At 53.8% G+C, this 24,729-nt stretch carries 28 protein-coding genes and 2 tRNA genes; 5 read left to right on the top strand and 25 right to left on the bottom strand.

The annotated features are described in order from the left end of the window. Position 1: 1 nt before the first annotated feature. From GM154_RS15090 to GM154_RS15080, 3 genes are all read right to left on the bottom strand, one after another. A complete protein-coding gene (locus GM154_RS15090) occupies positions 2-1,030 on the bottom strand; it encodes an ABC transporter substrate-binding protein (RefSeq protein ID WP_219652652.1) in 1,029 nt (342 codons plus the stop codon). A gap of 111 nt (positions 1,031-1,141) precedes the next feature. Next, positions 1,142-1,894: a carbon-nitrogen hydrolase family protein gene (locus GM154_RS15085; protein ID WP_219652651.1), complete on the bottom strand. Its 753-nt coding sequence runs from the start codon at positions 1,892-1,894 to the stop codon at positions 1,142-1,144. 123 nt (positions 1,895-2,017) lie between these two features. After that, positions 2,018-2,329 (bottom strand): hypothetical protein, encoded by a 312-nt coding sequence (locus GM154_RS15080; protein WP_019367186.1) that lies wholly within the window; start codon positions 2,327-2,329, stop codon positions 2,018-2,020. A 222-nt stretch (positions 2,330-2,551) separates the two neighbouring features. Between GM154_RS15080 and treA the strand changes: the two genes are divergently transcribed. Together treA and GM154_RS15070 are read left to right on the top strand one after the other, a co-directional pair. Further along, the gene (gene treA / locus GM154_RS15075) at positions 2,552-4,207 is read left to right on the top strand and encodes an alpha,alpha-trehalase TreA (protein ID WP_219652650.1); all 1,656 of its coding nucleotides are present in this window, start codon (positions 2,552-2,554) and stop codon (positions 4,205-4,207) included. 129 nt (positions 4,208-4,336) lie between these two features. Further along, entirely contained in the window at positions 4,337-4,573 is a 237-nt protein-coding gene (locus GM154_RS15070; RefSeq protein ID WP_010795164.1) for a hypothetical protein, read from the top strand. 51 nt (positions 4,574-4,624) lie between these two features. Here the strand turns inward: GM154_RS15070 and GM154_RS15065 are convergent. The 5 genes from GM154_RS15065 to dapA all read right to left on the bottom strand — a co-directional run bounded on the left by GM154_RS15065 (position 4,625) and on the right by dapA (position 8,322). Further along, a tRNA-Ser gene (locus GM154_RS15065) sits at positions 4,625-4,714 on the bottom strand. A gap of 96 nt (positions 4,715-4,810) precedes the next feature. Continuing rightward, entirely contained in the window at positions 4,811-5,521 is a 711-nt protein-coding gene (gene purC, locus GM154_RS15060) for a phosphoribosylaminoimidazolesuccinocarboxamide synthase (RefSeq protein WP_219652649.1), read from the bottom strand. A 29-nt stretch (positions 5,522-5,550) separates the two neighbouring features. After that, positions 5,551-6,309, bottom strand: a complete 759-nt coding sequence (locus GM154_RS15055; RefSeq protein WP_010795166.1) for an MBL fold metallo-hydrolase — start codon at positions 6,307-6,309, stop codon at positions 5,551-5,553. Continuing rightward, positions 6,248-7,429 (bottom strand): outer membrane protein assembly factor BamC, encoded by a 1,182-nt coding sequence (gene bamC / locus GM154_RS15050; protein WP_219652648.1) that lies wholly within the window; start codon positions 7,427-7,429, stop codon positions 6,248-6,250. The genes GM154_RS15055 and bamC overlap by 62 nt, the downstream gene beginning before the upstream one ends. 14 nt (positions 7,430-7,443) lie before the next feature. Beyond that, positions 7,444-8,322 carry a 4-hydroxy-tetrahydrodipicolinate synthase gene (dapA, locus tag GM154_RS15045; RefSeq protein WP_010795168.1) on the bottom strand — a complete coding sequence of 293 codons (879 nt, stop codon included), beginning with the start codon at positions 8,320-8,322 and terminating at the stop codon, positions 7,444-7,446. 153 nt (positions 8,323-8,475) lie between these two features. Here dapA and GM154_RS15040 point away from each other — a divergent pair, with 153 nt between their 5' ends. Both GM154_RS15040 and GM154_RS15035 read left to right on the top strand, forming a co-directional pair. Next, a complete protein-coding gene (locus tag GM154_RS15040; protein WP_010795170.1) occupies positions 8,476-9,036 on the top strand; it encodes a glycine cleavage system protein R in 561 nt (186 codons plus the stop codon). 27 nt (positions 9,037-9,063) lie between these two features. Then, positions 9,064-9,534, top strand: a complete 471-nt coding sequence (locus tag GM154_RS15035; protein ID WP_010795171.1) for a peroxiredoxin — start codon at positions 9,064-9,066, stop codon at positions 9,532-9,534. Between the two features lie 31 nt (positions 9,535-9,565). Here GM154_RS15035 and GM154_RS15030 read toward each other — a convergent pair whose 3' ends face one another. Then, entirely contained in the window at positions 9,566-9,817 is a 252-nt protein-coding gene (locus tag GM154_RS15030) for a sulfurtransferase TusA family protein (RefSeq protein WP_010795172.1), read from the bottom strand. Between the two features lie 104 nt (positions 9,818-9,921). On the opposite strand from GM154_RS15030, the gene GM154_RS15025 reads away from it, so the two are divergent. Further along, positions 9,922-11,355 carry a M48 family metalloprotease gene (locus GM154_RS15025; RefSeq protein ID WP_219652647.1) on the top strand — a complete coding sequence of 478 codons (1,434 nt, stop codon included), beginning with the start codon at positions 9,922-9,924 and terminating at the stop codon, positions 11,353-11,355. 25 nt (positions 11,356-11,380) lie between these two features. On the opposite strand, the gene nadA is transcribed toward GM154_RS15025, so the two are convergent. From nadA to aspS, 16 genes are all read right to left on the bottom strand, one after another. Continuing rightward, positions 11,381-12,439 (bottom strand): quinolinate synthase NadA, encoded by a 1,059-nt coding sequence (gene nadA / locus GM154_RS15020; RefSeq protein WP_219652646.1) that lies wholly within the window; start codon positions 12,437-12,439, stop codon positions 11,381-11,383. An 84-nt stretch (positions 12,440-12,523) separates the two neighbouring features. Beyond that, positions 12,524-12,599: transfer RNA gene (locus GM154_RS15015), tRNA-Lys, on the bottom strand. Positions 12,600-12,659: 60 nt separating this feature from the next. Next, positions 12,660-13,334, bottom strand: a complete 675-nt coding sequence (gene queC, locus GM154_RS15010) for a 7-cyano-7-deazaguanine synthase QueC (protein WP_219652645.1) — start codon at positions 13,332-13,334, stop codon at positions 12,660-12,662. A gap of 1 nt (position 13,335) precedes the next feature. After that, positions 13,336-13,986, bottom strand: coding sequence for a 7-carboxy-7-deazaguanine synthase QueE (queE, locus tag GM154_RS15005; protein ID WP_219652644.1), 651 nt, complete (start codon positions 13,984-13,986; stop codon positions 13,336-13,338). An 84-nt stretch (positions 13,987-14,070) separates the two neighbouring features. Next, positions 14,071-14,892, bottom strand: coding sequence for a tol-pal system protein YbgF (gene ybgF / locus GM154_RS15000; protein WP_074824557.1), 822 nt, complete (start codon positions 14,890-14,892; stop codon positions 14,071-14,073). A 5-nt stretch (positions 14,893-14,897) separates the two neighbouring features. Further along, a complete protein-coding gene (gene pal / locus GM154_RS14995; RefSeq protein WP_010795178.1) occupies positions 14,898-15,413 on the bottom strand; it encodes a peptidoglycan-associated lipoprotein Pal in 516 nt (171 codons plus the stop codon). 54 nt (positions 15,414-15,467) lie between these two features. Beyond that, complete coding sequence (tolB, locus tag GM154_RS14990; RefSeq protein ID WP_019366311.1) at positions 15,468-16,766, bottom strand: Tol-Pal system beta propeller repeat protein TolB; 1,299 nt, start codon at positions 16,764-16,766, stop codon at positions 15,468-15,470. After that, complete coding sequence (gene tolA / locus GM154_RS14985) at positions 16,763-17,872, bottom strand: cell envelope integrity protein TolA (RefSeq protein ID WP_026004016.1); 1,110 nt, start codon at positions 17,870-17,872, stop codon at positions 16,763-16,765. The genes tolB and tolA overlap by 4 nt, the downstream gene beginning before the upstream one ends. Further along, entirely contained in the window at positions 17,869-18,318 is a 450-nt protein-coding gene (gene tolR / locus GM154_RS14980; protein WP_010795181.1) for a protein TolR, read from the bottom strand. The genes tolA and tolR overlap by 4 nt, the downstream gene beginning before the upstream one ends. 12 nt (positions 18,319-18,330) lie before the next feature. After that, entirely contained in the window at positions 18,331-19,023 is a 693-nt protein-coding gene (gene tolQ, locus GM154_RS14975) for a protein TolQ (RefSeq protein WP_010795182.1), read from the bottom strand. A 14-nt stretch (positions 19,024-19,037) separates the two neighbouring features. Further along, a complete protein-coding gene (gene ybgC, locus GM154_RS14970) occupies positions 19,038-19,472 on the bottom strand; it encodes a tol-pal system-associated acyl-CoA thioesterase (RefSeq protein WP_010795183.1) in 435 nt (144 codons plus the stop codon). Positions 19,473-19,523: 51 nt separating this feature from the next. Continuing rightward, a complete protein-coding gene (gene ruvB / locus GM154_RS14965) occupies positions 19,524-20,576 on the bottom strand; it encodes a Holliday junction branch migration DNA helicase RuvB (protein WP_219652643.1) in 1,053 nt (350 codons plus the stop codon). A 2-nt stretch (positions 20,577-20,578) separates the two neighbouring features. Continuing rightward, positions 20,579-21,184 carry a Holliday junction branch migration protein RuvA gene (gene ruvA, locus GM154_RS14960; protein ID WP_219652642.1) on the bottom strand — a complete coding sequence of 202 codons (606 nt, stop codon included), beginning with the start codon at positions 21,182-21,184 and terminating at the stop codon, positions 20,579-20,581. Between the two features lie 11 nt (positions 21,185-21,195). Further along, entirely contained in the window at positions 21,196-21,720 is a 525-nt protein-coding gene (ruvC, locus tag GM154_RS14955) for a crossover junction endodeoxyribonuclease RuvC (protein ID WP_010795186.1), read from the bottom strand. A 114-nt stretch (positions 21,721-21,834) separates the two neighbouring features. Then, entirely contained in the window at positions 21,835-22,581 is a 747-nt protein-coding gene (locus tag GM154_RS14950; protein ID WP_010795187.1) for a YebC/PmpR family DNA-binding transcriptional regulator, read from the bottom strand. 58 nt (positions 22,582-22,639) lie between these two features. Next, the gene (gene aspS / locus GM154_RS14945; RefSeq protein ID WP_219652641.1) at positions 22,640-24,415 is read right to left on the bottom strand and encodes an aspartate--tRNA ligase; all 1,776 of its coding nucleotides are present in this window, start codon (positions 24,413-24,415) and stop codon (positions 22,640-22,642) included. Between the last annotated feature and the right edge of the window lie 314 nt (positions 24,416-24,729).

The following is a 24,729-nucleotide window of genomic DNA, read 5'->3' as shown; positions in this document are numbered from 1 at the left end:
CTCACTGTGCGTTCAAGGCGGCATCCACCCGCGCCGCGGCATCAGCCGAAAGCCAGGCAGACCATATATCGCGATGTTCCTTGAAGAACGCTAGGCTCATCGCATCGGCATCCTTATGTTTCTCCGCCATTTCGGCCAATATGTTGTTGAATAATGGAAGCGGTATTTGCACCTTTTCAAACAGCTGTACAAGCTCAGGTGCCTGGTCATGCAGATCTTTCGAGATGCCGATCGTAATCTTCGCAGGGAGCGAGCGGGACGGTAGAGGACTGGGATTCTTGGAGTCGGAAAGTGTTTCCCAGGCTTGCTGACTGAACGGTGGCTCCTCAAGCTGTATCAGCTTGAAGCGGCCCATCAACGGCGTAGGCGACCAGTAGTAAAACACGATCGGCTCGCCTCTGCGGATAGCCGTACTGATGGCTGCGTCCAGGGCTGGACCGGTTCCAGTACGGAAATTCGTAAAACTGTCAGTTAACTTGTAGGCCTTGAGCTTTTGCGTATTGACGATTTCACAGGTCCAGCCAGTCGGGCAATTATAGAAACGGCCTTTGTCGGGTGATTCAGGATCCTTGAACAGATCCTTGTATCGCGACAAATCCGTTACAGACCTCAGCTCAGGCGCCTTGGCCTCAATCCCACGAGCCGAATCGCCCTTAACCAGATATTCTGGAACCCACCATCCCTCCGTAGCACCCTTGACCGTTTCTCCAACCGAGAACACCTTGCCGGCCTTCTCCGCCTCACGCCAAAATGGGCTACGGCCAGCCCACTGCTCGCCTGTTACCTGAATATCGTTTTGCGCCAGCGCATTTTCCATCGTTACTGTATTGCCGGGAATCGCATCGGTCTTGCAGCCATAGCCCTTTTCCACCAGAAAGCGCAGCACTTCAGTGGCGAACATGCCGCTCTCCCAGTTGAGACCTGCAAATATCACAGGCTTATCATAGGGACATTTCACCTCATCAGCGTAGGTGTAATGTGTCATACCCAGGCTTGTGACAATCGCAAGAATGGACAAAGAGATACGCATGGAAGCTCCTTCATGCTTGGCAACAAGGTCTTCGCCTGTCGCTAAATTGCTCATGCAGCTCGTACTGAGCGGCTACCTCACAGTATTTCAACAATCCGTAACGGTGTAGTCTCAACTCAGCAGTACCACCCGCCCCTGCCAGGTAGAACCATTACGGGACGCGATTACGAGCGCTTCACGGTCATGTGGCGCCTGGATAACAATTTCACCATCAGGCAGCCAGAACGTACTACGTCCGGTCGCAAGCCAGCCACCGGTTTCGCCTACATGGTTAGCCAACAGGACAGGAAAGCCATGAATCTGCGCATATGACCTTAGCTGCGCAGTATCAGCTTCAAAACCACCTGGCGTAATCAGAGCGCTGGTGACATAAAGAGAAGCACCCGCCTGAGCCGCACTTACAGCATGCTCGGGGTGACTTGTGTCGGCACATATGGCCAAGGCTATGCGCTCGTTCTCAAGAAGTAGCAGTGGCCCACCGCTTCCCGCCTGAAATGCCTGGTCTTCACCTTCGTGCAGGTATCGCTTGGTATATAGCACGTCGTCCCGCCCCGCACCTATTACCAGCGCCGCAATAAGCGGCTTCCCTGTCGAACTTAACGGCATGCCTGCCAGGATTGATATGCCTGTCTGAGCAGTAGCCTTACGCAACGGCACCAAGCGAGAGTCATTGGGCAACAACGCATTCTGGCTAGCCGTCTTCCGCTCATACCCTGTCAGTGACAGTTCAGGAAAGACAAGAAAGTCGACGCCTTGCCGAGCAGCCTGTTCGATTACACAGACATGGCGCTCGACATTGGCTTGAATGTCATGACCAACCGGCGTGATCTGTGCAGCAGCGATTACTATACCTGTAGAGCTCATCGGCACATCCTGGCAAGGTTGGTAGGCCAGAGGATGCCATATAACAAACCCATGACGTCAACATAACGTCCGAGCCATACCCGACAAGACAGGTAGTAGAGGGGTAGAAAATGATGGGTGCAGTCAGTCCCTAGGCAAGGGCAACAGAATGACTTCTACCCAGTTTTCATAATCCATGCAGATTTCAAGTGTCTCGATAGTTGAGACCATATGAGTCGTCTTGATCTCAGGATCGAAGCGCTTGTTCTGGATAACAGCCTTCCCACCATTGTTGAGCATCATGGCCACAATGATTGGTTCGCTTTCAAAATTGACCAAATGACGAAAAACAGCCTCGTAAATATCCTGAGTGCGACCAGAAGCAGGCGAGTCAATTTCTACCTGGTAAATAGTACCGGCCTTCAAATAGCGATAACTCACAGTAGAGAAATGCATCGGTCAAGCACACCGAAAGACAAGGTTTCTTATCTTACCTGATAGCAATTGGCCATTTATCAAAAAAGCGTAAATCTCCGCAAAAGAAAAAGGCTATTGCGGGCAAAACTTTAAAATGAACCTGACCGTTTTCAATAGCCGAACAAAAAACAAAGCTTGACTGGACGAACTTGCCGGATAATCAGCTGGTCGATGGTTGAGAATGATCAGAATGGGTTTTCCATGACATTTCCTCTCGTCCGCCACGCTTATCGATCCACTCGGCTTCTGGCCTTTTCCGCTTCGGTTGTTCTGTTGGGTGCCTGTGCCACTGCTACAGACAGATCCGAGATGTGGAGCTATCAAAATGCCCAACAGCATCAGGCACTCCCACCAGACCAGGCGTACCCGGAATTATTTGCAGCCGTACAGCAGCAATGGTTGTTCGACGATCAAAAGCATTTTGTCGATGCCCTACCGCTAAGGCCTCCCGCCACTATCCGGGCGGACTACTTGGCGAAACGAGCCAACCCTGGCTTTGATCTCAGACGCTTTGTGGCGGACAACTTCGAACCATCAGGAGCTGCTGAAACCCAAAAGCCTCAGACAGGTACCGATATTCGTGAACATATCGATAACCTCTGGCCTGTACTCACACGACATTATGAGAAGGTACCGGCATATAGCAGTATGCTGCCGCTACCCTACCCCTATGTTGTTCCGGGGGGTCGCTTTCGCGAGCTGTACTATTGGGACTCCTACTTCACCATGCTTGGCCTGGTAGAGAGTGGACAAACGAAGTTGGCGCGTCAGATGCTGGATAACTTCGCCTACCTGATCGATACCTATGGCCATATCCCCAATGGCAATCGCACCTACTATCTGAGCCGCTCCCAGCCACCCTTCTTCTCTTATATGGTTGAACTGGAGGCAAAGACGGAGGGGGATGAAGTCTATCGCCGTTACCTTCCGCAATTGCAAAAGGAATACGCTTATTGGATGGAAGGTTCGCAAACGCTAAAGCCTGGCGAGGCTGCCCAGCACGTTGTTCGTCTGGCTGACGGTACGCTATTCAACCGCTACTGGGATGCCAGCGATACACCTCGCCAGGAATCCTACATGCAAGACAAGGAAACGGCAGCCAAGGCTGCTAATCGCCCGGTCAATGAGGTTTACCGAGACCTGCGAGCCGGGGCAGAAAGTGGCTGGGACTACACGTCACGCTGGCTGGGTGATGGGAAAACTCTCGCGACTATCCGTACAACCGCTATCGTTCCGGTAGACCTCAACAGCCTTCTCCATCATCTGGAAACCACAATTGCACTTGCTTGTGAAAAGAACGCCATGTCGACTTGTACGCAACGCTACAGCCAGCGTGCAGAAGCGCGAAAGGCTGCCATAGAGAAACACCTGTGGAACAACAAGGGCTATTACGCTGACTACGATTGGCAGAAGAATCAACTCAGCGATCAGATCACAGCCGCTTCGCTCTATCCTCTTTATGCAGGGATCGCCAATTCCGATAGAGCCCGGCAAACCGCATTGACTGTTGAAAAGAATCTGGTCAAAACCGGTGGGCTTGTCACTACGCAAATCCATAACGGACAGCAGTGGGACTCTCCCAATGGCTGGGCTCCGCTTCAATGGATCGCCGTAGAAGGCTTGCGCCGCTATGACCAGCAGGATCTAGCCAGAACCATCGGCCAGGGTTTCCTTGATCAGGTGCAGACGCTGTTCACTAAAGAGCACAAACTGGTCGAGAAATATGATGTGGAGGGTTCAAGCCAGGGAGGTGGCGGTGGTGAGTACAAACTGCAGGATGGCTTTGGCTGGACCAACGGTGTCACGCTGAAACTACTCGACCTCTATCAGCAACCACCAGCTAATGCGCAACCCTGACACCATTAACCAAAGGGCAAGTCTATCTCTTTGCCCTTTGGTTGCCTCGCTAGGCATGGACGTCCTAGCTTTTCACAGCTTTCGTTCCTATCGCCTAGGCTGAGCAATACACCCGTTACCGGAGCGCCCATGATCGACACGACTTCCCACAATATCGCTGACCTGAAACAACACCTTTCTAATGCGTTGGACGAAGGTGTAAATGAAATCAAAGCGCATCAGGAGGAAGGTCTCGATATCCCGGAGGCCATGCATGAGCGCCTGATCCGTATCCGCTCAATGCAAGAATCCCTTGAAAAAGGAGAAGACATACGTCTTGAGCTCGAACACTTCGAGGCGTGGAAAAAAGAAAATAATTTGATTTGAGCTGTATAGAAATTAAAAAGCCCCGCAGCATAACTGCGGGGCTTTTTAATATGGCGGAGAGATAGGGATTTGAACCCTAGGAGCCATTGCTGACTCAACGGATTTCGAATCCGTCCCGTTCGGCCACTCCGGCACCTCTCCAATGCAGCGCATGATAACAGCTGAAATGCGTCAGGCGAAGCCTTGAATGCAAAATTTCTACCATTATCAGGCGTTTGCAAAAGCCGCCTGCCAACCTTAGAGCGGTACGCCTAAGCGGTTAGCCACTTCTTCATAGGCCTCGATAACGTCACCCAGCCCTTGGCGAAAGCGATCCTTGTCCATCTTCTTACGGGTTTCCTTATCCCATAGACGGCAGCCATCAGGGCTGAACTCATCGCCCAGCACAATCTGGCCATGATGCACACCAAACTCCAGCTTGAAATCCACCAGCAGCAGCCCTGCGTCATCGAACAGCTCTTTCAGCACGTCGTTCACCTGGAACGTCAGCTCTTTCATGCGAGACAGCTGTTCAGGCGTAGCCCAACCAAACGCATAGACATGGGTTTCGTTGATAAAGGGATCGTGCAATGCATCATTCTTGAGGAACAGTTCAAACGTAGGCGGGGAAAGCTCCAGCCCTTCCTCAACACCCAGGCGACGCACTAGGCTACCAGCAGCATAGTTACGAACCACACACTCCACAGGAATCATGTCGAGCTTTTTAACCAGACATTCATTGTCCGCAAGCAACGCATCGAATTGGGTTGGAATCCCTGCTGCCTCAAGCTTTTGCATGATGAAGGCGTTGAACTTGTTGTTCACCATGCCTTTACGATCAAGCTGCTCTACCTTTTGACCGTCGAACGCAGACGTATCATTGCGAAAGAGAAGAATGAGACGATCCGGGTTGTCCGTCGTGAACACAGACTTGGCTTTGCCGCGGTAGAGTTCGGTGCGTTTTTCCATGATGGCTCCGCTTTTAAATAATCGAAGGTTCAGGCAATGAGCTGCCAACCAAGACCTTCGTGCTGATCGGCGACCTGCAGCCAGTCCGCATCGCACCCCAGGGTGTCGACGAACGTTTGCCGAGCCAGATGCGGCCGATTGTTCTTTTCACTCAGATGCGCCAACACAAGATGCTGCAGGGCATCGCATTGCAAGCGGCAAACCAGCGAGGCCGCCTGTTGATTACTTAAATGACCGTGTGATCCACTGACCCGCGCTTTCAGAAAATAGGGGTACAAACCTTCATCTAGCATCTGCCGGTCGTGGTTCGCCTCGATCACCAGGGCGTCCAGATCACGATAACACTCCAGTACTGTCGTTGTAGCCTCGCCCAGATCGGTAAGCACACCCAAGCGACGCCGGCCATCAAAGAAGACGAACTGTGTCGGATCGTATGCATCATGAGACACAGGAACGCTTTTGATCTCAATGGCTTCTAACTCTAGCGTATCGCCTGCTGCCAGTACCGTTGTAGCAGCAATAGGCTTGCGTAAGCCGCGCACTGTACCCTCGGTCAGATAAACCGGAATCCCATAACGACGCGATAACAGCTCGACCCCATGAACATGGTCGGAATGCTCATGGGTAACGAGAATGGCATCGAGTTGTGTAGGTTCGACGCCCAGGCGAGCCAGGCGTCTTATCGTTTCACGTAGCGGAAAACCGCAATCGATCAGTATGTAGGTGTTATGGCTGTGAACCAGGGTTGAATTCCCCCGGCTCCCGCTGCCCAGGACCGCGAAGCGCATATTGCATGCTCGTCTGTAGCTTTTTCAGCACCGTCTCGGCCATATCGGCTGGCGCTACGGTGTTGATGTCTTTATCCAGCGTGACTTGAACAGCATCGCCTACATTGGTCAGACGAACCTGATAACGCTCGGCACGAGCGTTTTCTTCTTCCTTGGAGGGCTCATGACCAAACAGGCGCTTGAAGAACCCAGGCTTGTCCTCGTTGGGCTTGCGTGCACCCTCAGCCAGATTGATGTAGTACACCCCCAAGCTACGGTCCATATCGTCAACGCGTATGTTAGCGCCTTCCAGGGCACGACCGACACTGGACCAGGCACGATCAAAGTCGCTCGTCAGGCTCAGCATCGGGTCGCCATTGCCATCTCTCGTATAGGAGACCCGCTCAGGCGTATCGTAGGAACCAGCAGCCAACAGAGATACTGAACCACCTTGGGTATCGGCACTTGCCAGACTGGTTACCATTTCATTCAGCAGGGCTGCATCGAAGGCCGATGTATCCGAACGAGAAGACCAGTTCGGCTCACTGCTGCTGCCAGTCCTGCGCGTCTGGCTTTGTACAAAGATTTCACTGGTGTTGCTGGAAACCCCTGGCTCGATCCGCACCCGAATACGTGTTTCGGAGCCCGGCTCGATATCACCACCTGTGCTCAAGCTGCGAGCCAACGGTGTCGTCAGGTCGGTCAAAGGTTGCCAGCGTGTCGTGAACTCACCGGTCTGCGGACGTGCCTCACCAATCACGAAGCCATTATCGGTAAAGAACTGATTGGCCACCGGCCAGATCTCGGCAGGCTGCTTTTGAGCGACGATCCAGCGAGCCTTACCATTGCGCTGCAGGCTATAGCTACCCGTATCAGCCTGGACAGCCAATGCTTGAGGCCGTGGAGCCTCGAACTCTGCAGGATGATCCTGGGTATCCGCTACGTTAGCGGGAATGGGTAGCAGGGGCTGCAAGGACTTGGCCTGAACATCAGTCGGAACCTGCATCGGAGCCGTTTGACGCGACTCCAGATAATCATTACTGCGATCACGAAAATACCCGTGCTCGCCCCATAGCCAGCCACACCCACTGGTCGTGCTGATTACTACGGCAAGGGTTGTTAGTCCAGCCAGTCGCTTCATGCGTAAATTCTCCATCAGGCCAGCACACCGGACTGACGCATTGCCTGGCGAAGCGGCTCATGACAGCGCGGACTCAACCAGGTCAGAGGAAGACGGATACCCTCAGGCATCATTCCCATTTCATGCAACGCCCACTTGACCGGGATCGGATTGGACTCGATGAACAGGTTCTTGTGCAGAGGCATCAATTTTTCATTAAGCGCACGAGCAGTCTCGGCGTCGCCACGCAGGGCAGCCGCGCAAAGTTCGCTCATGTCACGGGGCGCCACGTTGGCTGTAACAGAAATATTGCCTTTGCCGCCCATCAACATCAGTTCAACAGCCGTGGCATCATCTCCGGAGTACAGCATGAAATCGCTGCTCACACGATCCAGAATGTCACGGGCGCGCTGCAAATCGCCTGTCGCTTCCTTGATACCAACGATATTCGGCACTGTCGAAAGCCGTTCCACCGTCTCGGCCAACATGTCACAGGCCGTACGACCGGGCACATTGTAAAGGATCTGAGGAATCGCTACGGATTCGGCGATATGCCGGAAATGCTGATACAGGCCTTCCTGGGTTGGCTTGTTGTAGTAAGGCGTAACCAGCAGGCAAGCGTCCGCACCTGCATCCTTGGCCGCCTGCGTTAGATCAACCGCCTCACGCGTGGAATTGCCGCCCGTCCCTGCAATGACGGGAATACGGCCAGCCACCTGTTTGACTACACGGCGAATGACCTCGGTGTGTTCTTCTACATCCAGAGTGGCGGACTCGCCAGTTGTTCCGACCGCAACGATGGCATTGGTGCCTTCGGTCAGATGAAAATCAACCAGCTTGGTCAGGCTGGACCAGTCCAGATGCCCCTGTGCATCCATGGGCGTGACCAGCGCCACCATACTGCCTGTGATCATGCAACCGCTCCTGCCGAGAAAAGAGACCCGTAATGGTACTGACGCTACCAGCCTTGCACAAGCCAAGCTCCGGTAAGGCATTCCCCAACAACGCGCTTTTCGCTACCCTTCGGTTTTGGCCGGTCTACCGGTTTCATCATCAGGAAACACTGAATGTCTGCTACACCACCGCCTCGTGAGCAATTTCTAGTTATCAGCGCGCTGGGCTCCAACCCTATGGAGCTAACCAATGTGCTCTATCGCACGTGTTTGGAAAGCCGCTGCGCGGTCGTCAGCAGCCGCCTGAGCCGACACGGCGAATTCAGCGCACTGATCCTTCAAGTGTCCGGCAACTGGGACGGCCTGGCTCGACTGGAGTCCAGTTTACCTGCTCTGGCAAAGCGACAAGGTTTCACGATTGGTGTAACACGTAGCGCAGCGTTGGAAAACCGAGCGCAAGCCCTACCGTACGTCGTTTATGTCAGTGCGGCCTATCGCTCGGATATTCTCAATGAACTCTGCCAGTTCTTTACCGACCATCGCATAGAGGTAGAAAGCCTGGTTTGCGATACTTATCAGGCGCCCCAGACAGGCGGCACCATGCTGACAGCGACCATTACGGTCATTCTGCCAGCCGGTACTCAGATCAGTTGGCTACGGGATCAATTCCTGGACTTTGCGGACGCACTGAACCTTGACGCGCTGATCGAGCCCTGGCGACCTCAGAACCCGTAATCCAGTAAGCTAAGTGAAGAAACGAACATGACAGTTACCGTTGATCAACCCGTTCCCGATTTCATAGCGGCTGCTACTGGCGGAAAGGACCTGTCGCTCGACACGTTCAGGGGTCGGCAGGTTGTATTGTATTTTTATCCCAAAGACAGCACGCCGGGCTGCACAACCCAAGGCCAGGGGTTTCGCGATCATTACGAGGCATTCCAGGCTGCCAATACCGTAATAATTGGTGTCTCCCGCGACGGCATCAAGTCCCATGAAAACTTCAAAGCCAAGCAGGCATTTCCATTTGATCTGATCAGTGACAAATCAGAAGCGCTGTGTACGCTGTTTGATGTGATCAAATTGAAGAAGCTGTACGGCAAGGAGTATATGGGAGTTGACCGCAGTACCTTCCTGATCGACAAGGAAGGGATTCTTCGCCGGGAATGGCGTGGGGTAAAGGTCCCGGGACACGTGGAAGACGTTCTAGCAGAGGCCCAGGCCCTGAACAGTTGATTTCCAAGGGAGGCTTCTGCCTCCCTGCACTTCATGCCTTGCGCAACCAATAATGAAATACGTTTTCCTGTGCCTGCTCGCCGATCAATGCATGCCCTGACAACTGGGCAAAGGTCCTGAAATCACGCTGCGAGCCGGCATCCGTTGCCGTGACCTTCAATACCGAGCCAGAGGCCAAGCGGTTCAGTTCCATTTTGGCTTTCAGCAATGGCAGTGGGCAACTTAATCCACTGGCATCCAGCTCCGCATCACACGGCCCTGTATAAGTACTGGATTCACTCATAAGAAAACTCCATAAATTCCAAGGATAACGTTCACAGCCTTTCATCGCTAGGCAGCAGCTGTGGGGACAGATAAAGTAAGGGTTTTGCAGTCATGAGCGCCCCTATGAAATTTTTGCGCCCTGCCCTTCTTGGTCTGTCCTGCCTGATAGCTGTACCCGCTCCCGCAGCCACTGATCTACCGTCGCTAGGGGATGCAAGCTCTTCAGTTGTCTCTCCTGAACAGGAGTTTCAGCTTGGCCGCACTTGGTTGAGTATGCTCAGGGGGCAAGTCACGACACTGACCGACCCACAACTCAAGCAGTTCGTGGAAAGCAGTGTTTATAGACTGGCCGAGACGAGCCAGATTCAAGATCATCGCCTCGTATTCATCCTGATCAAAGACCCACAAATTAACGCATTTGCTGCCCCCGGTGGGGTCGTAGGCGTCAATGGGGGGCTATTCCTGTATGCCCAGACCGAAGCTGAGTATGCAGGCGTCCTCGCGCACGAATTAGCCCACCTGAGCCAGCGGCACTTTGCACGAGGCGTCGAAAATCAGAAGCGCATGCAACTACCGTTGATGGCAGCCATGCTGGCCGGCATTGTAGCCGCTGCTGCTGGCGGTGGTGATGCCGGTATCGCAGCGATTGCCTCTACACAGGCAGCCGCCATACAAAGTCAGCTCCGCTTCTCTCGTCAGAACGAGCAGGAAGCGGACCGGGTAGGCCTGATCAACTTGGCTAAGGCTGGCTATGACCCACGAGGCATGCCCAATATGTTTAGCCGATTGGCTAGGCAATACCGTTACGATCAGCGACCACCCGAATTTCTCCTTACCCACCCGGTAACAGAGGATCGCGTTGCAGATACTCGTAACCGTGCAGATCAGTATCCCGCAGGAGGACGAGAAGACAGCCTGCAGTATCAACTGATGCGCGCAAGGGTTCAGCTGCTTTTCGAGGAAACTCCAGGCATAGCCGTCAAGCGCTTTCGTGCCATGTTGGATGAAAACCCAAAGTTGGAAGCAGCACGTTATGGCCTTGCTGTTGGCTTGACTCGCCTCGGCCAACTTAATGAAGCACGCGAAACGCTTAAGCCTTTACTGGATGCCTCTCCAAACGATGTCACGTACAACCTGGCCCAGATCGAGCTCGACATTACCAATAACCGGCTGCCTGACGCACAAAAGCGCGTAGCGAGAATGATGGAAATGTATCCCGATAACTTCGCGGTCAACATGCTACAAGCCGATCTACTGGTTAAGCTCGATAAGCCCAAGGATGCCAGCGCTTTACTGGACAAGGTAATCAAAGCGCGCCCACTGGACCCTGATGTATGGTACCGGGCTGCAGAGGTGCGCGGCCAAGCGGGTCAGCTGATAGAGGTCCATCAGGCCCGTGCCGAATACTTTGCCCTGACAGGTGATTATGATCAGGCCATACAGCAGCTGGGATTTGCAAAACAGCGTGCTTCAAATAATTTTCAGTTAGCGGCGCGGATAGATGCACGTCAGCAGGAAATGATTACGCAAAAGCGAACTGCTGAAGAAATCCTGTGACAGGAAACAGGACAGGAAACGCCCATCAGGCGTTTCCTGTCTGCCTTAATCTTGCTGCCTGGGTAAAGTCCAGCATGCGCTTGAGTGGTTTTACTGCCCTAGGTATCAGGGAAGGATCAACCAGAACCTCACCGCTACCCTCCTGCAAACAGGCCAGCGTACGCTCCAAGGTATTCATGGCCATCCAAGGGCAATGCGCACAACTACGACAAGCAGCACCATTACCCGCCGTAGGCGCCTCAATGAATACTTTGTCAGGACACAACTGCTGCATTTTATAAAAGATGCCTTTATCCGTTGCGACAATAAACGTCGAGTTAGGCATCGTCTGTGCAGCCTTGATCATTTGACTGGTCGAGCCAACCATGTCCGCCAGCTCGATCACCGCCTCAGGAGATTCGGGATGCACCAGAACCGCAGCATCAGGATAGAGCGATTTGATATCAGTCAGCTGAGAAGACTTGAACTCCTCATGAACGATGCAAGCGCCATCCCAAAGCAGCATATCGGCACCTGTTTCCCGCTGAATGTAGCGGCCTAGATGACGGTCCGGCGCCCAAAGAATAGGTTCGCCGTTATCCATCAGGTGCTCAACGATATCTAGGGCACAGCCAGAGGTTACAACCCAATCTGCCCTGGCTTTTACGGCAGCTGAAGTATTGGCATAAACCACTACCGTCCGCTCGGGATGCTTATCGCAGAACGCAGCGAACTCCTGAGCTCCGCATCCGATATCCAGTGAACAAGTAGCCTCCAGCGTAGGCATGAGCACTCGCTTCTCGGGATTCAGAATCTTGGCAGTTTCTCCCATGAAACGCACCCCAGCCACCACGACTGTAGAGGCCTTATGCTGGTTACCAAAGCGTGCCATTTCGAGCGAGTCTGCCACGCACCCGCCCGTTCCCTCGGCAAGCGCTTGCAGAATGGGATCGGTATAGTAATGCGCAAGTAGAACAGCGTCACGCGCTTTGAGCTCAGCCGCAATGGCATGGCTAAAATGCTCTGTTTCAGCTGCACTTAAAATTTTAGGCTGCTTAGCCGCGAGATGGGCTTGAACCAGAAGTCGTTCCGAGATTTGCGACATGCTCGCTACACCCAAACGCTAAAGGGACAGAAGGAGTGTATCGCCAGGAAGCGGCGATCTAACGAAACAACAAGGGGAGGAAAATGGTGGGTCGTGTAGGATTCGAACCTACGACCAATTGGTTAAAAGCCAACTGCTCTACCGACTGAGCTAACGACCCCGAAAGCGAGTGCTATAATAATGATTTCTTCTGGATAATCAATACCCTAGCGCAACTTTTTTAAAAATATCGCGTTGGATCCTCAAGGTGTGCCGCACGGAAACCCTCTGCACGCAAGCGGCAACTGTCACATCGCCTACAGGCACGCCCTTCGTCGTCAGCCTTGTAGCAGGAGACGGTTAGGGAGTAGTCCACCCCATTCGCGACGCCCCACTGGATAATCTCAGCCTTTGACATGAACTGGAGCGGTGCAATGATTTTAAAGCCATTGCCCTCAACGCCCGCCTTGGTGGCAAGATTAGCCATACGCTCAAAGGACTCGACAAATTCAGGGCGGCAATCTGGATAGCCTGAGTAATCCACCGCATTAACACCAATAAAGATATGCTGAGCCTCGAGCACCTCAGCCCAACCCAAGGCAAGCGAAAGAAAAACGGTATTACGGGCAGGTACATAGGTGACAGGAATACCCTCGGTAGGTGCTTCCGGCACATCGATAGCGCTATCGGTCAACGCCGAGCCGCCAATACCATTCAGGTTCAAACCAATCACTTTGTGTTCGACCACACCCAATTGAGTTGCCACACGTTCAGCGGCCTTGAGCTCGGCTCTATGACGTTGCCCATAATCAAAGCTCATGGTGTAGCAGGCAAAGCCCTCAGCCCGAGCCATGGCGACAACCGTGGCAGAATCCAGGCCACCAGACAGCAAGATAACGGCTTTTTTCTGGTTCATATCAATGTCCTGGCTCGTCATTCCAAAGAATTTTATGCAGCTGCAGCTGAAAGCGTACCGGCAGGTTGTCTTCTACAATCCACTTAGCCAACTGACGCGGGGTAACCTGCTGATGGCTAGGGGAAAACAACACCTCATCCACCCGCTCATCAAGGCGATACTGAATCAGCTTAAACACAGCCCACTCGTAATCTTCACGTGAGCAAATTACGAACTTCACCTGATCGTTTGGCGTAAGATGATCAATGTTGTCGTACAGATTGCGAGAGACTTCAGCAGAGCCGGGCGTCTTCAGATCGACGACCTTGACGACTCGCCGATCTACAGGCGCGACGTCGAGCGCACCACTGGTTTCAAGTGACACCTCATAGCCAGCGTCACATAGGCGCTCTAGCAGGGGTAAGCAGTTTGGCTGGGCAAGCGGCTCGCCTCCTGTTACACACACATAGCGAGGCTTATACTGAGCGACACGCTCAACGATTTCGTCCAGCGACATGATCTGGCCGCCGCTGAAGGCATAAGCCGTATCGCAATATTGGCAACGCAAGGGACAGCCTGTAAGGCGCACGAAAACAGTTGGCAAGCCAGCTGTTCGTGTTTCCCCCTGCAGCGAGTAGAAAATCTCGGTAATACGCAGAGTGTTTTGTTGCATGTAGGCCACGGGCGTGACAGCGATACAGGCCGTCCGCCTCCGTTGCGAAAAAAGGGAGGCGAATTCTAACGAAAAAACCTGCCGTTAGGGCAGGTTTTTGAGATCACGCTGGGCTAATTGTGCGGCAGACGATCCAGGATACTGCGCAATGACCTGTTGGTACATTGCTTTAGCCTTGTCTCGATTTCCAAGCCGCTGCTCAACACCAGCCAGCTTGTAAAGAGAGTCTGGAACCTTGGGATGATTTGGGTAAGCCTGACTTACGCGTGCAAACGCCTGTCCTGCGGCTTGTAAATCCCCGGAAGCCATATTGACTTCGCCTAACCAATATTGGGCATTTCCCGCATACTGGCTATTGGGATACTTACGCAGAAACGCTGTAAAGGCTTGGCTTGCCTTGGCAAAATCCTTTGCCTTGATCAGATCAAAGGCCGCATCGTAATACAGCTTTTCCTTTGCGGGATCACCAGGCTCGCTGTTGGCCTGAGAAGCTGGCGGAACAGGTGCGGCGTTCGCATTGATAGCCCCTGCAGACGAACCAGCATCATTACCACCAGTGGCATTCGCTGGCGCTCCAGAAGAAGCACTTGCAGAAATTCGGCGATCAAGGTCCTGGTAACGTTCCAGTCCTTGCTGTTTTAGCTGATTGATTTCATTTTGCTGCTCTTCAACCTGACCACGCAGGCGCGCTATATCATCCTGCATCTGCTGCAATTGCATGAAGAGCTGCCCCTGTGCAGAGACAGGGGCGCTAGCGCCCCCATCCCCTGCATAGGCAGCGCCTTGGGTGCTATAGCCGGGAGTAGAACCGCTCCCACCATATCCCCCTTCCTGAACCGGTACCTGTGCCCATACAACGGAAGTGCACAGAGCCAACGATGTCAGTACAAACAGGCGCTTCGGCATAGATCTTACTTCTTCAGCTCAACGCGACGGTTCTGAGCCCAGGACTGCTCGTCATGACCGATAGCAGCAGGACGCTCTTTACCATAGGAAACGAGTTCCAGCTGAGCCGGAGAAACGCCCTGCAGTACGAGGTAACGCTGAACAGCCTTGGCACGACGCTCGCCCAGAGCCAGGTTGTACTCACGAGTACCGCGCTCGTCAGTATGGCCTTCCAGTACAACGCGCTGACCACTAGTCTTCAGATCACGAGCATGAACGTCCAGAGCGCGCATGGCTTCCGGCTTTAGATCGGAGCTGTCGTATTCGAAATAGAATGTAGTGATAGCACGCAGAGCAGCTTCGTCGCTCATGCTGCCATCAACGGCACCGGCGTTAGCGCCATAGCCTGCGTTTGGATCGACAGCACCGGCGCCAGCGCCAGCACCTTCACCAGAAGCATCACCACCCTTGGAAGAACAACCTACTGCAACGGCCATGGCCAAAGCCAGAGCAGCGAACTTGCCGAATTTCAGCATTTCCATCGTTAACTCCTAAAGAACCGCAAAGTGTTTTGTATAGAACAGATTATATTGCCGTCAGTTCAGGTAAGGGGACCAAGAAGGCTCGCGAACATCGCCTTGGGTGGTGGGTAGCGTAATACGCACACGTCCGTTGATGGATACAAGCATCAGTACGCCTCGGTCCTGCTGGCGGGACGCGTAGATTACCATGGTGCCATTTGGCGCAACAGTAGGCGAATCGTTAAGACTGGTGTTGGAGAGCACCCGGACGCTGCCACGCTGAAGATCCTGGGCACCAATCTGGAAGTTGGTGAAACCTTCCTGACGATGCACCATTACCAGCGTTTTTTCATCGGCAGACAGTTTAGGGTTCGCATTGTAGTTGCCTACGAATGTAACGCGCTCTGCCCCACCGCCGCTAACATTGGTTTTATAGATCTGTGGTTTTCCGGAACGGTCTGAAGTGAAATAGATAGTCTGCCCATCACGCCCCCAGAACGGCTCGGTATCAATCGCAGAGTCGTTGGTAACGCGACGAATCTGACGCGAATTCAGGTCCATCACATAAATCTCAGGGTTTCCATCGCGCGACAGCACGAACGCCAGGCGGTTACCGTCCGGAGAAAAAGCCGGAGCGCCATTCAATCCTTCGAAATTGGTGAGCTGCTCACGACGACCTGTATCTACGTACTGCAGAAAGATACGTGGACGCTGCTGTTCAAAGGAAACATAGGCGATACGCTTGCCATCAGGAGCAAAACGAGGCGACAGGATTGGTTCACGAGACTGTAGGAGTGTCACGGAACGAGCACCGTCATAGTCTGCACGCTGCAGGGTATAACGAGTGTTGTTCTGGGAAAAACGCTCGGCAGTGACGTACAGGAGCTTCGTAGAGAACGCGCCCTTGATACCGGTCAGCTTTTCGAATGACTGATCGGAAATATAGTGAGCCATGTCGCGCAGCTGATCAGTACCCCCGCCTACGCTACCCGTCATGACCTGCTGCTGTGTAGCGATGTTAAACAGTGCATATTGGATTTGCAGACGACCACCACTGGGCACGATATTGCCGATCAGCACATAGCTGACCCCTAGTGCCTGCCAATCCTTGTAGGACACTTCGCTTGCCTGAGTCGGCAGGCTAAGCATGTTCTGCCGGTCGATGGGAGCAAAAGAGCCGGAATTACGCAGATCGTTACCAATGATATTGGCCATATCATCAGGCAGTGGTTGACCACCCTGCCAGCCAAAAGGCACGACTGCAATCGGGATGGCTTTGTCATTGCCACTGGATACCACCAGGGGGTCGGCAGCATGGGCAGCGCCTACCAGGAACATGAATCCCAGCAGAACGATACGAATCAGGTTATTCACAGACTCAAATCCTCCGGTTTGAAGATAATGCGACGCTTGCGATAAAGCTGGTCGAACGTCGCGCGATCAAGCTGTTGCATTTCAGGTATGCGTCCTACGTTGCGCACGGCAGCCACTGCCGAGCTATCGAAAGCAGAATCACCGCTAGACCGGGTCACACTGGCATTGGTTACCGTTCCGTCAGGTAGCATTTCAATTTGCACTTCCACACTCATACCGTTGCGGGCAGATGGCGGGCGGCGCCATTGCTCACTGACCAGACGCACGATAAGGTCATCAAAGTTCGACGCTACCTCATCGCCTACCTCATCAGCCATTGCCTGCTGTCGCTGCGTGTCATCGGAAAGAAGCTCAGCCAACGCCTGTGCTTTCTTATCCTCTGCTGCCTTGCGTGCGGCAGCCTGAGCTGCCTTTTTCTTGGCGTCCTCAGCAGCTTTGGCTTTCGCCTGCTCGGCCGCTTTTTTCTTGGCCTCTTCAGCTGCTTTCTTTTTAGCTTCTTCAGCGGCTGCTTTTTTCTCTGCCGCTTCAGCCGCTTTCTTTTGTGCGTCTTCCGCTGCTTTCTTCTTAGCTTCTTCAGCGGCTGCCTTTTTCTGAGCAGCCTCCTCAGCCTGTTTTTTTGCCAATTCAGATTTGCGCTGCTGCTCTGCGGCGGCTTTTTCCTGAGCTGCCTTTTCAGCCTTTGCTGCGGCCTCAGCTTTTGCCGCTTCGGCCTTGGCTTCAGCGGCTTTCTGGGCAGCTTCTACCTGCTGCGCCTTTCGAGCGTCCTCAGCTTTCTTTTGTTCCGCAGCTTTGGCGGCTGCCGCCGCCGCAGCAGCGGCCTGGGCCTGCTGCTCTGCTTTCTTCTGCTCCATCTGCTCGACTTCATACTGGCGAGAAGACGTTTTTTTGGCCTCTCCAGCCAGCTTCTGCTCTGTCTGCACCTGAGCAGGGCTTTTGGATTTCAACTGGACCAGAGTCGCCTGAACAATTGGCTTGGACTGTGGCAGCTCCGGTGCCATTGCCCAGCTCACAAACAGAGCGGCAAAAATGACAACATGGAGAGCCACAGCCCAAACGATAGGCCAGAAATAGCTCTCTGAAGGAGAACGCTCACGGTCTTGCATCAAGGCGCCTCGGTGATCAACCCGACATTGGGTACACCTGCCTGCTGCAGGCCGCCCATGGCTGCTGCCACTATCCCATAGTTAACAGCCTTGTCACCCCGGATGAAAACCTGGGTATCAGGTCTTGCACGCATGATCTTGGTAACCTGCTCCGTCAACTGAGGCAGGGCAACAGCGCTGGCACTGTCACGCTGCTGGTCCGTCTCGACTTCCTTACCTGTATTCCAGTAGTAAGTACCGTCCGCCTTGATAGAAATAGTCAGGATCTGCTTGTTGTTATCCTGCGGCATGGGCTGGCTGTCCGCATTAGGCAAGTCGACCTTGACCCCTTGATTGATCATTGGCGCAGTTACCATGAAAATGACCAGCAGTACCAGCATCACATCGATGTAAGGTACGACGTTCATTTCGGCAACCGGCTTACGCTTATGTCTACCCCTGGAGGACATGGTTGATACCTATTACTCGTCGCTGGTGTGGACTTTGCGATGCAGGATGGACTGGAACTCATCAGCAAAGGTGTAATAACGTCCGATCAGTGTCTCTGAGCGCGCAGCAAACCGGTTGTACGCCACTACGGCCGGAATCGCTGCAAACAAACCGATCGCGGTTGCAATCAATGCTTCTGCAATACCAGGCGCAACGGTAGCCAGCGTAGCCTGCTGTACCGTAGCCAGACCGCGGAATGAGTTCATGATGCCCCATACGGTACCGAACAGACCTACATACGGACTGGTGGAGCCGACGGTAGCCAGGAACGGCAGGCTTTGCTCAAGCTTCTCTTCTTCGCGAGAAATGGCGACCCGCATGGCACGCTGAACGCCTTCCATCACCGCGTCAGGGTCTACCCCCGCCTGCTGACGCAGCCTGGAAAACTCTTTGAAGCCAGCACGGAAGATCTGCTCGACACCTGAATCGGGGTCAGGATTGCTGCCTGCCTGACGGTAAAGCTTGGACAGGTCGATACCCGACCAGAAACGCTCCTCGAAAGTCTCCAGTGCACGTTTGGCTGCACGGATGGCATTGGCACGCTGGATAATCATGACCCATGATGTTACCGAAGCCGCTACCAGCGTCAGCATGACCAGCTGAACTACCAGGCTGGCATTGCTCACAAGGCTCCACATGGAGGAATGGTCGACAGTTGGTTCCACGCTAAATCTCCTGCTTAAATTGAGTCCGAATCGCTCGCGAATACTGTTCGCATGGCCTCAGGAATGGCCCTGGGCCTGAAGTTGTCTGAACGTACACACGCAACCGTCACATACCCTTCGCATAACAGAACACCATCGTCTCGCCGAGTCACCTGCTGATGAAAGCGCAGGCTGGCCCGGTTCAGTTCAATAACCCGAGCGCTGACCTCCAACTCGTCATCCAACCGAGCCGGTGCATGGTAACGTGCCTCACATGAATGCACGACAAATAGGATGTTTTCTTCCGCCAGGCGAGATTGAACAAAGCCTAACGCCCGCAACCGTTCGGTACGAGCACGTTCCATGAATTTGAGATAGTTGACGTAGTAGACGATGCCTCCTGCGTCGGTGTCTTCGTAATACACTCGACACCGCAGCGAATACGGCTGAGTCACATGTTGCGCGCGCATACTCTAGAACCAAGCCTTCAATTTGCCAATCAGAAATACTTGCAGTTGCAATTAATTATTATCTTCCTCAAAAAGATCAGGCACGGTTCCTGGCCCCATACGCTTGGGCACGTTCAAACCAAAGTGAAGATAAGCATGGCGGGTTACCATCCGACCCCTTGGCGTACGCATGATATAGCCCTGCTGAATCAAATACGGTTCCAAGACATCTTCAATGGTGTGACGCTCCTCACTGATTGCAGCAGCCAGACTATCTACCCCTACCGGCCCGCCGTCGAACTTGTCGATGAGCGTCAGTAGAAGTCTTCGGTCCAGGTGATCAAAGCCGCGTGCATCCACATCCAGCAGATCCAGAGCCTGGCTTGCAATCGTATGACTGATTCGTCCCTGCCCTCTCACCTCTGCAAAATCGCGTACACGTCTTAACAACCGGTTCGCAATACGAGGAGTACCGCGGGCACGGCGAGCGATTTCCACAGCGCCTTCGGCCTCAATTATCAGATTCAGGATTTTGGCAGAACGCGTAACGATGCTGGCAAGGTCCTCTACGCTATAAAACTCAAGCCGCTGAATAATTCCGAATCGGTCCCTTAATGGGTTCGTCAGCATTCCGGCACGCGTAGTGGCTCCCACCAATGTAAACGGTGGCAAATCCAGCTTGATTGATCGCGCGGCAGGGCCTTCGCCGATCATAATATCGAGCTGATAGTCCTCCATCGCTGGATAGAGGACCTCTTCTACAACCGGCGAAAGGCGATGGATTTCGTCTACGAAAAGAACGTCTCCAGCCTCGAGACTAGTCAGCAGAGCAGCAAGATCTCCTGGCCGCTCAATTACCGGCCCAGATGTGCTTTTGATGGCAACACCCATTTCCTCGGCAATGATATTGGCGAGCGTGGTTTTGCCTAGCCCTGGCGGCCCGAAAATAAGCGTATGGTCTAGTGCCTCGCCCCGCCCCTTTGCCGCCTGAATGAAAAGACTCATCTGCTCGCGCACGACCGGCTGACCAATGTACTCGGTCAGTCTCAGAGGACGGATAGCACGATCCTGCTGTTCTTCACGATCTCGGCCCGCGGCAGAAATCAAACGATCCGGTTCAATCATGGTTACACCATGCCTTTAAGGGCACGACGAATAAGGTCTTCACTGCTGAGGCCTTCTTCAGCGATGGCAGATACTGCACGACTGGCTTCCTGCGGCTTGAATCCGAGCGACACTAACGCACTGACCGCATCAGTTTCAGCTGTTACGACAGGCTTGCCGGCAGCCGTTTCCATCATGAGCGGTGCGATAGACGGAAGGCTTTCCCATGCCTTAAAGCGATCCTTGAGCTCGACCAGCAGACGTTCAGCCGTCTTTTTGCCGACGCCGGGAATCTTGACCAGCGCAGACGCATCCTGGGCCTGTACGCAGCGCACCAGCTCGTCCACCTCAAAGCCAGACATCAGCGCCAGCGCCAGCTTTGGCCCTACTCCATTCAAGCGAATCAACTCACGGAAGAGTTCTCGCTCGCGCTTTTCAAAAAAGCCGTAAAGCAGATGAGCATCCTCACGCACGACCAGATGCGTATGCAAGGTAACTGGCTCACCCAACGACGGAAGGCGATACAACGTTGTCATGGGGACTTCCAGCTCGTAGCCCACGCCATTGACATCGATGATTACATGCGGCGGCTGTTTTTCAGCCAGAGAACCGTGGAGACGTCCAATCACAGAAATACCTATTAAAGACGCAGGCGACCACCGCGCCGGCGAGCCCCTAGAAGCCCATGAGGGGTCAGACTTTGCCGCGTATGCGCATGACAAATAGCAATCCCGAGGGCATCGGAAGCATCTATCTGGGGCTTCTCCTTTAGTTTCAACAAGTGCATGACCATCATCATGACCTGTTGCTTATCGGCAGCACCTGAGCCCACGATGGCTTGTTTGACCTGGGTAGCTGTGTATTCAGCTATTTCAAGCCCCGCTTCGGCACAGGCCACAATGGCCGCACCTCGAGCTTGTCCCAGCTTTAAAGCAGAATCGGCATTGCGCGCCATGAATACCTGTTCAATGCCCATGGTGACTGGCTCATAAAGCCCAATGACTTCCCGCACCCCTCTGTAGACGATTTGCAAACGCTCATACAAAGGGCCATTACCTGTACGAATACAGCCAGAGGCTACGTATTCGCACCCTTTACCCGTGTCCCGGATTACGCCGAATCCAGTGATTCGCGAGCCAGGGTCAATGCCTAGTACCAGGGTCATCTCTATATCCTTCCCAGACCAGGCGGGAGAAAGGTGACTGCTTTAAGGAGGCCTGTACCTTTCCAGTAGCAGCCACCCCTGTTGCGCGCTGACACTATAGGGGTATCAGGCCCTTTAGCCTAGCTGCGCCATGACATCATCTGGAATTTCCGCATTGGAGTACACATTCTGGACATCATCCAGATCCTCCAGCATATCGATAAGCTTGAGCACTTTCTGGGCCGTATCCAGATCCAGCGGCGTTGTAGTAGACGGAATCATGGAAATCTCGGCAGCTTCGGATTTGAAGCCAGCTTCCGTCAATGCCTCGTTTACGGCAATAAAGTCGCTAAATGAGGTAAAGACGTCAACAGACCCATCATCATTGGTGACTACATCATCAGCACCTGCTTCAAGCGCCGCTTCCATGAGTGCATCTTCGTCGACGCCCGGTGCAAAGCTGATCTGTCCCTTGCGCTCGAACATGTACGCTACCGAGCCATCAGTACCCAGGTTACCGCCACACTTGCTAAAGGCATGACGCACCTCAGCGGCCGTACGGTTGCGGTTATCCGTCATGGCCTCTACGATCAAGGCGACACCACTCGGGGCATAGCCCTCATAGGTCAGCTCTTCAACGTTATCCCCTTCGTTGGCGCCTGCCCCTCGTGCAATGGCGCGATCGATGGTGTCACGTGTCATATTGGCAGTAAGCGCTTTATCCACTGCCAGGCGAAGACGCGGGTTATCCGCCGGAACGCCACCACCCTGACGGGCAGCTACGGTCAGCTCACGGATGATCTTGGTAAAGATCTTACCCTTCTTGGCGTCCTGTCGCTCTTTGCGGTGCTTAATGTTGGCCCATTTGGAATGACCCGCCATAACGAACTCCAAATCACTTTTTGACAAAGGGCAACCTTGCGGCTGCCCGGTTGATCAATTACTCAGCTTTTGGCTGCTCACGCAAACGAATGTGCAGCTCGCGCAACGCCTTGGCATCCACTGCGCCAGGTGCCTGAGTCATGACATCGGCAGCGCTCTGGGTTTTCGGGAAGGCAATAACTTCACGAATAGACTGCGCGCCGGTCATCAGCATTACCAGACGATCCAGGCCGAAGGCCAAACCACCGTGCGGTGGCGCGCCAAACTTGAGTGCGTCGAGCAGGAAGCCGAACTTCTCTTCCTGTTCCGCCGCGTCAATGCCCAGCAAGCGGAACACAGCCTGCTGCATTTCCTTGCGGTGGATACGGATGGAACCACCACCCAGCTCGGTGCCGTTGAGGACCATGTCATAGGCGCGAGACAATGCATTCGCCGGACTCGCCTCGAGCTCTTCCGGTGTGCACTTGGGCGATGTGAAGGGGTGATGCAGTGCAGAGAAACTGCCATCATCGTTTTCTTCGAACATCGGGAAGTCAACGACCCAGAGCGGCGCCCACTCACAGGTCAGCAGGTTCAGATCGTGCCCCAGCTTGATACGCAGACCGCCCAACGCATCACTGACGATCTTGGCCTTGTCTGCGCCAAAGAAGACGATATCGCCGTCTACCGCACCCACGCGATCAAGAATGGCGTTGAGGTTCGGCTCAGCAATGTTTTTGACGATAGGTGACTGCAAGCCTTCAACACCCTGGGCGCGGTTGTTGACCTTGATATAGGCCAGGCCCTTAGCGCCAAAGATACCCACATACTTGGTGTAATCATCGATCTGCTTACGGGGCATGCTGGCACCACCCGGTACGCGCAGTGCAGTTACACGGCACTTGGGATCGTTAGCCGGGCCGGCAAACACCTTGAAATCGACATCCTTGAGCAGATCAGCTACATCCACCAGCTCCAGCGGAATGCGCAGGTCCGGCTTGTCTGAACCATAACGGCGCATGGCCTCCTCGAAGGTCATGTGCGGGAACTCGCCGAACTCTAGATCCAGCACTTCCTTGAACAAGGAACGGATCATGCCCTCGGTGATACCCATGATGTCTTTCTCATCGAGGAAGCTGGTCTCGATGTCAATCTGGGTAAATTCGGGCTGACGGTCTGCACGCAGGTCTTCGTCGCGGAAGCACTTGGCAATTTGGTAATAGCGATCAAAGCCCGCCACCATCAACAGCTGCTTGAACAGCTGAGGTGACTGCGGCAGAGCAAAAAAGCTGCCAGGATGGGTACGGCTAGGCACCAGATAGTCACGAGCGCCCTCGGGTGTCGCACGGGTCAGGATAGGCGTTTCCACATCCATGAAGCCCTGCTCGTCCAGATAACGGCGAATGCTGGAAGTTATGCGCGAACGCAGCTTGAGCTTGGCAGCCATCTCGGGGCGGCGCAAATCAATGAAACGGTAGCGCAGGCGTGTTTCTTCGCCCACATCGGAATATTCGTCCAGCGGGAACGGCGGCGTCTCGGCCTGGTTCAGCACTTCAAGGTCATAACCCAGCACCTCGATAGCTCCTGAGGCCATATTCGGGTTGACCGCACCCGCAGGACGCAAACGGACCTTACCCGTTACCTTGACGACATATTCACTGCGTACACGGTCGGCCTTGGCAAACGTCTCTGCCCGATCCGGGTCGAACACGACCTGAGCGAGACCTTCACGGTCGCGTATATCCAGGAAGATAACGCCTCCATGGTCGCGACGGCGGTGAACCCAGCCGCAAAGGGTGATTTCCTGGCCGTCCAGGCTCTCGTTCAATTGGCCGCAATAATGGCTGCGCATCATGGTTGTGTTTCGCTTCTCTTGAGTCCGGAATTAAGAGATGGGGAGCAAGCATCATTCACAGGCACGTCTCGCAGAACTGCTGCAACGTAAAGCCAGCCAAAGACTGTATTCCCATCTGGTTTCTCTTGGTCAGTGGGCGATTCTATAACAATTACCAAGCCTGACGCAGCCGACCTATGACAAGCCGGCTGCCTTTTAAGAGCCTAGACTGACTTTTATAGAACCCAAGCGATCAGGCCCTCCTTGACCGGTGCTTGCGAACATTCCATTTCCAAGGGCCTGTGTTAGGCTCCGTTTCAAATAAACATCACTGC

The organism is Pseudomonas sp. MAG002Y, from assembly GCF_019400845.1.
GTDB lineage: Bacteria > Pseudomonadota > Gammaproteobacteria > Pseudomonadales > Pseudomonadaceae > Chryseomonas > Chryseomonas luteola.
This window is presented reverse-complemented; position numbering and strand designations above follow the sequence as displayed.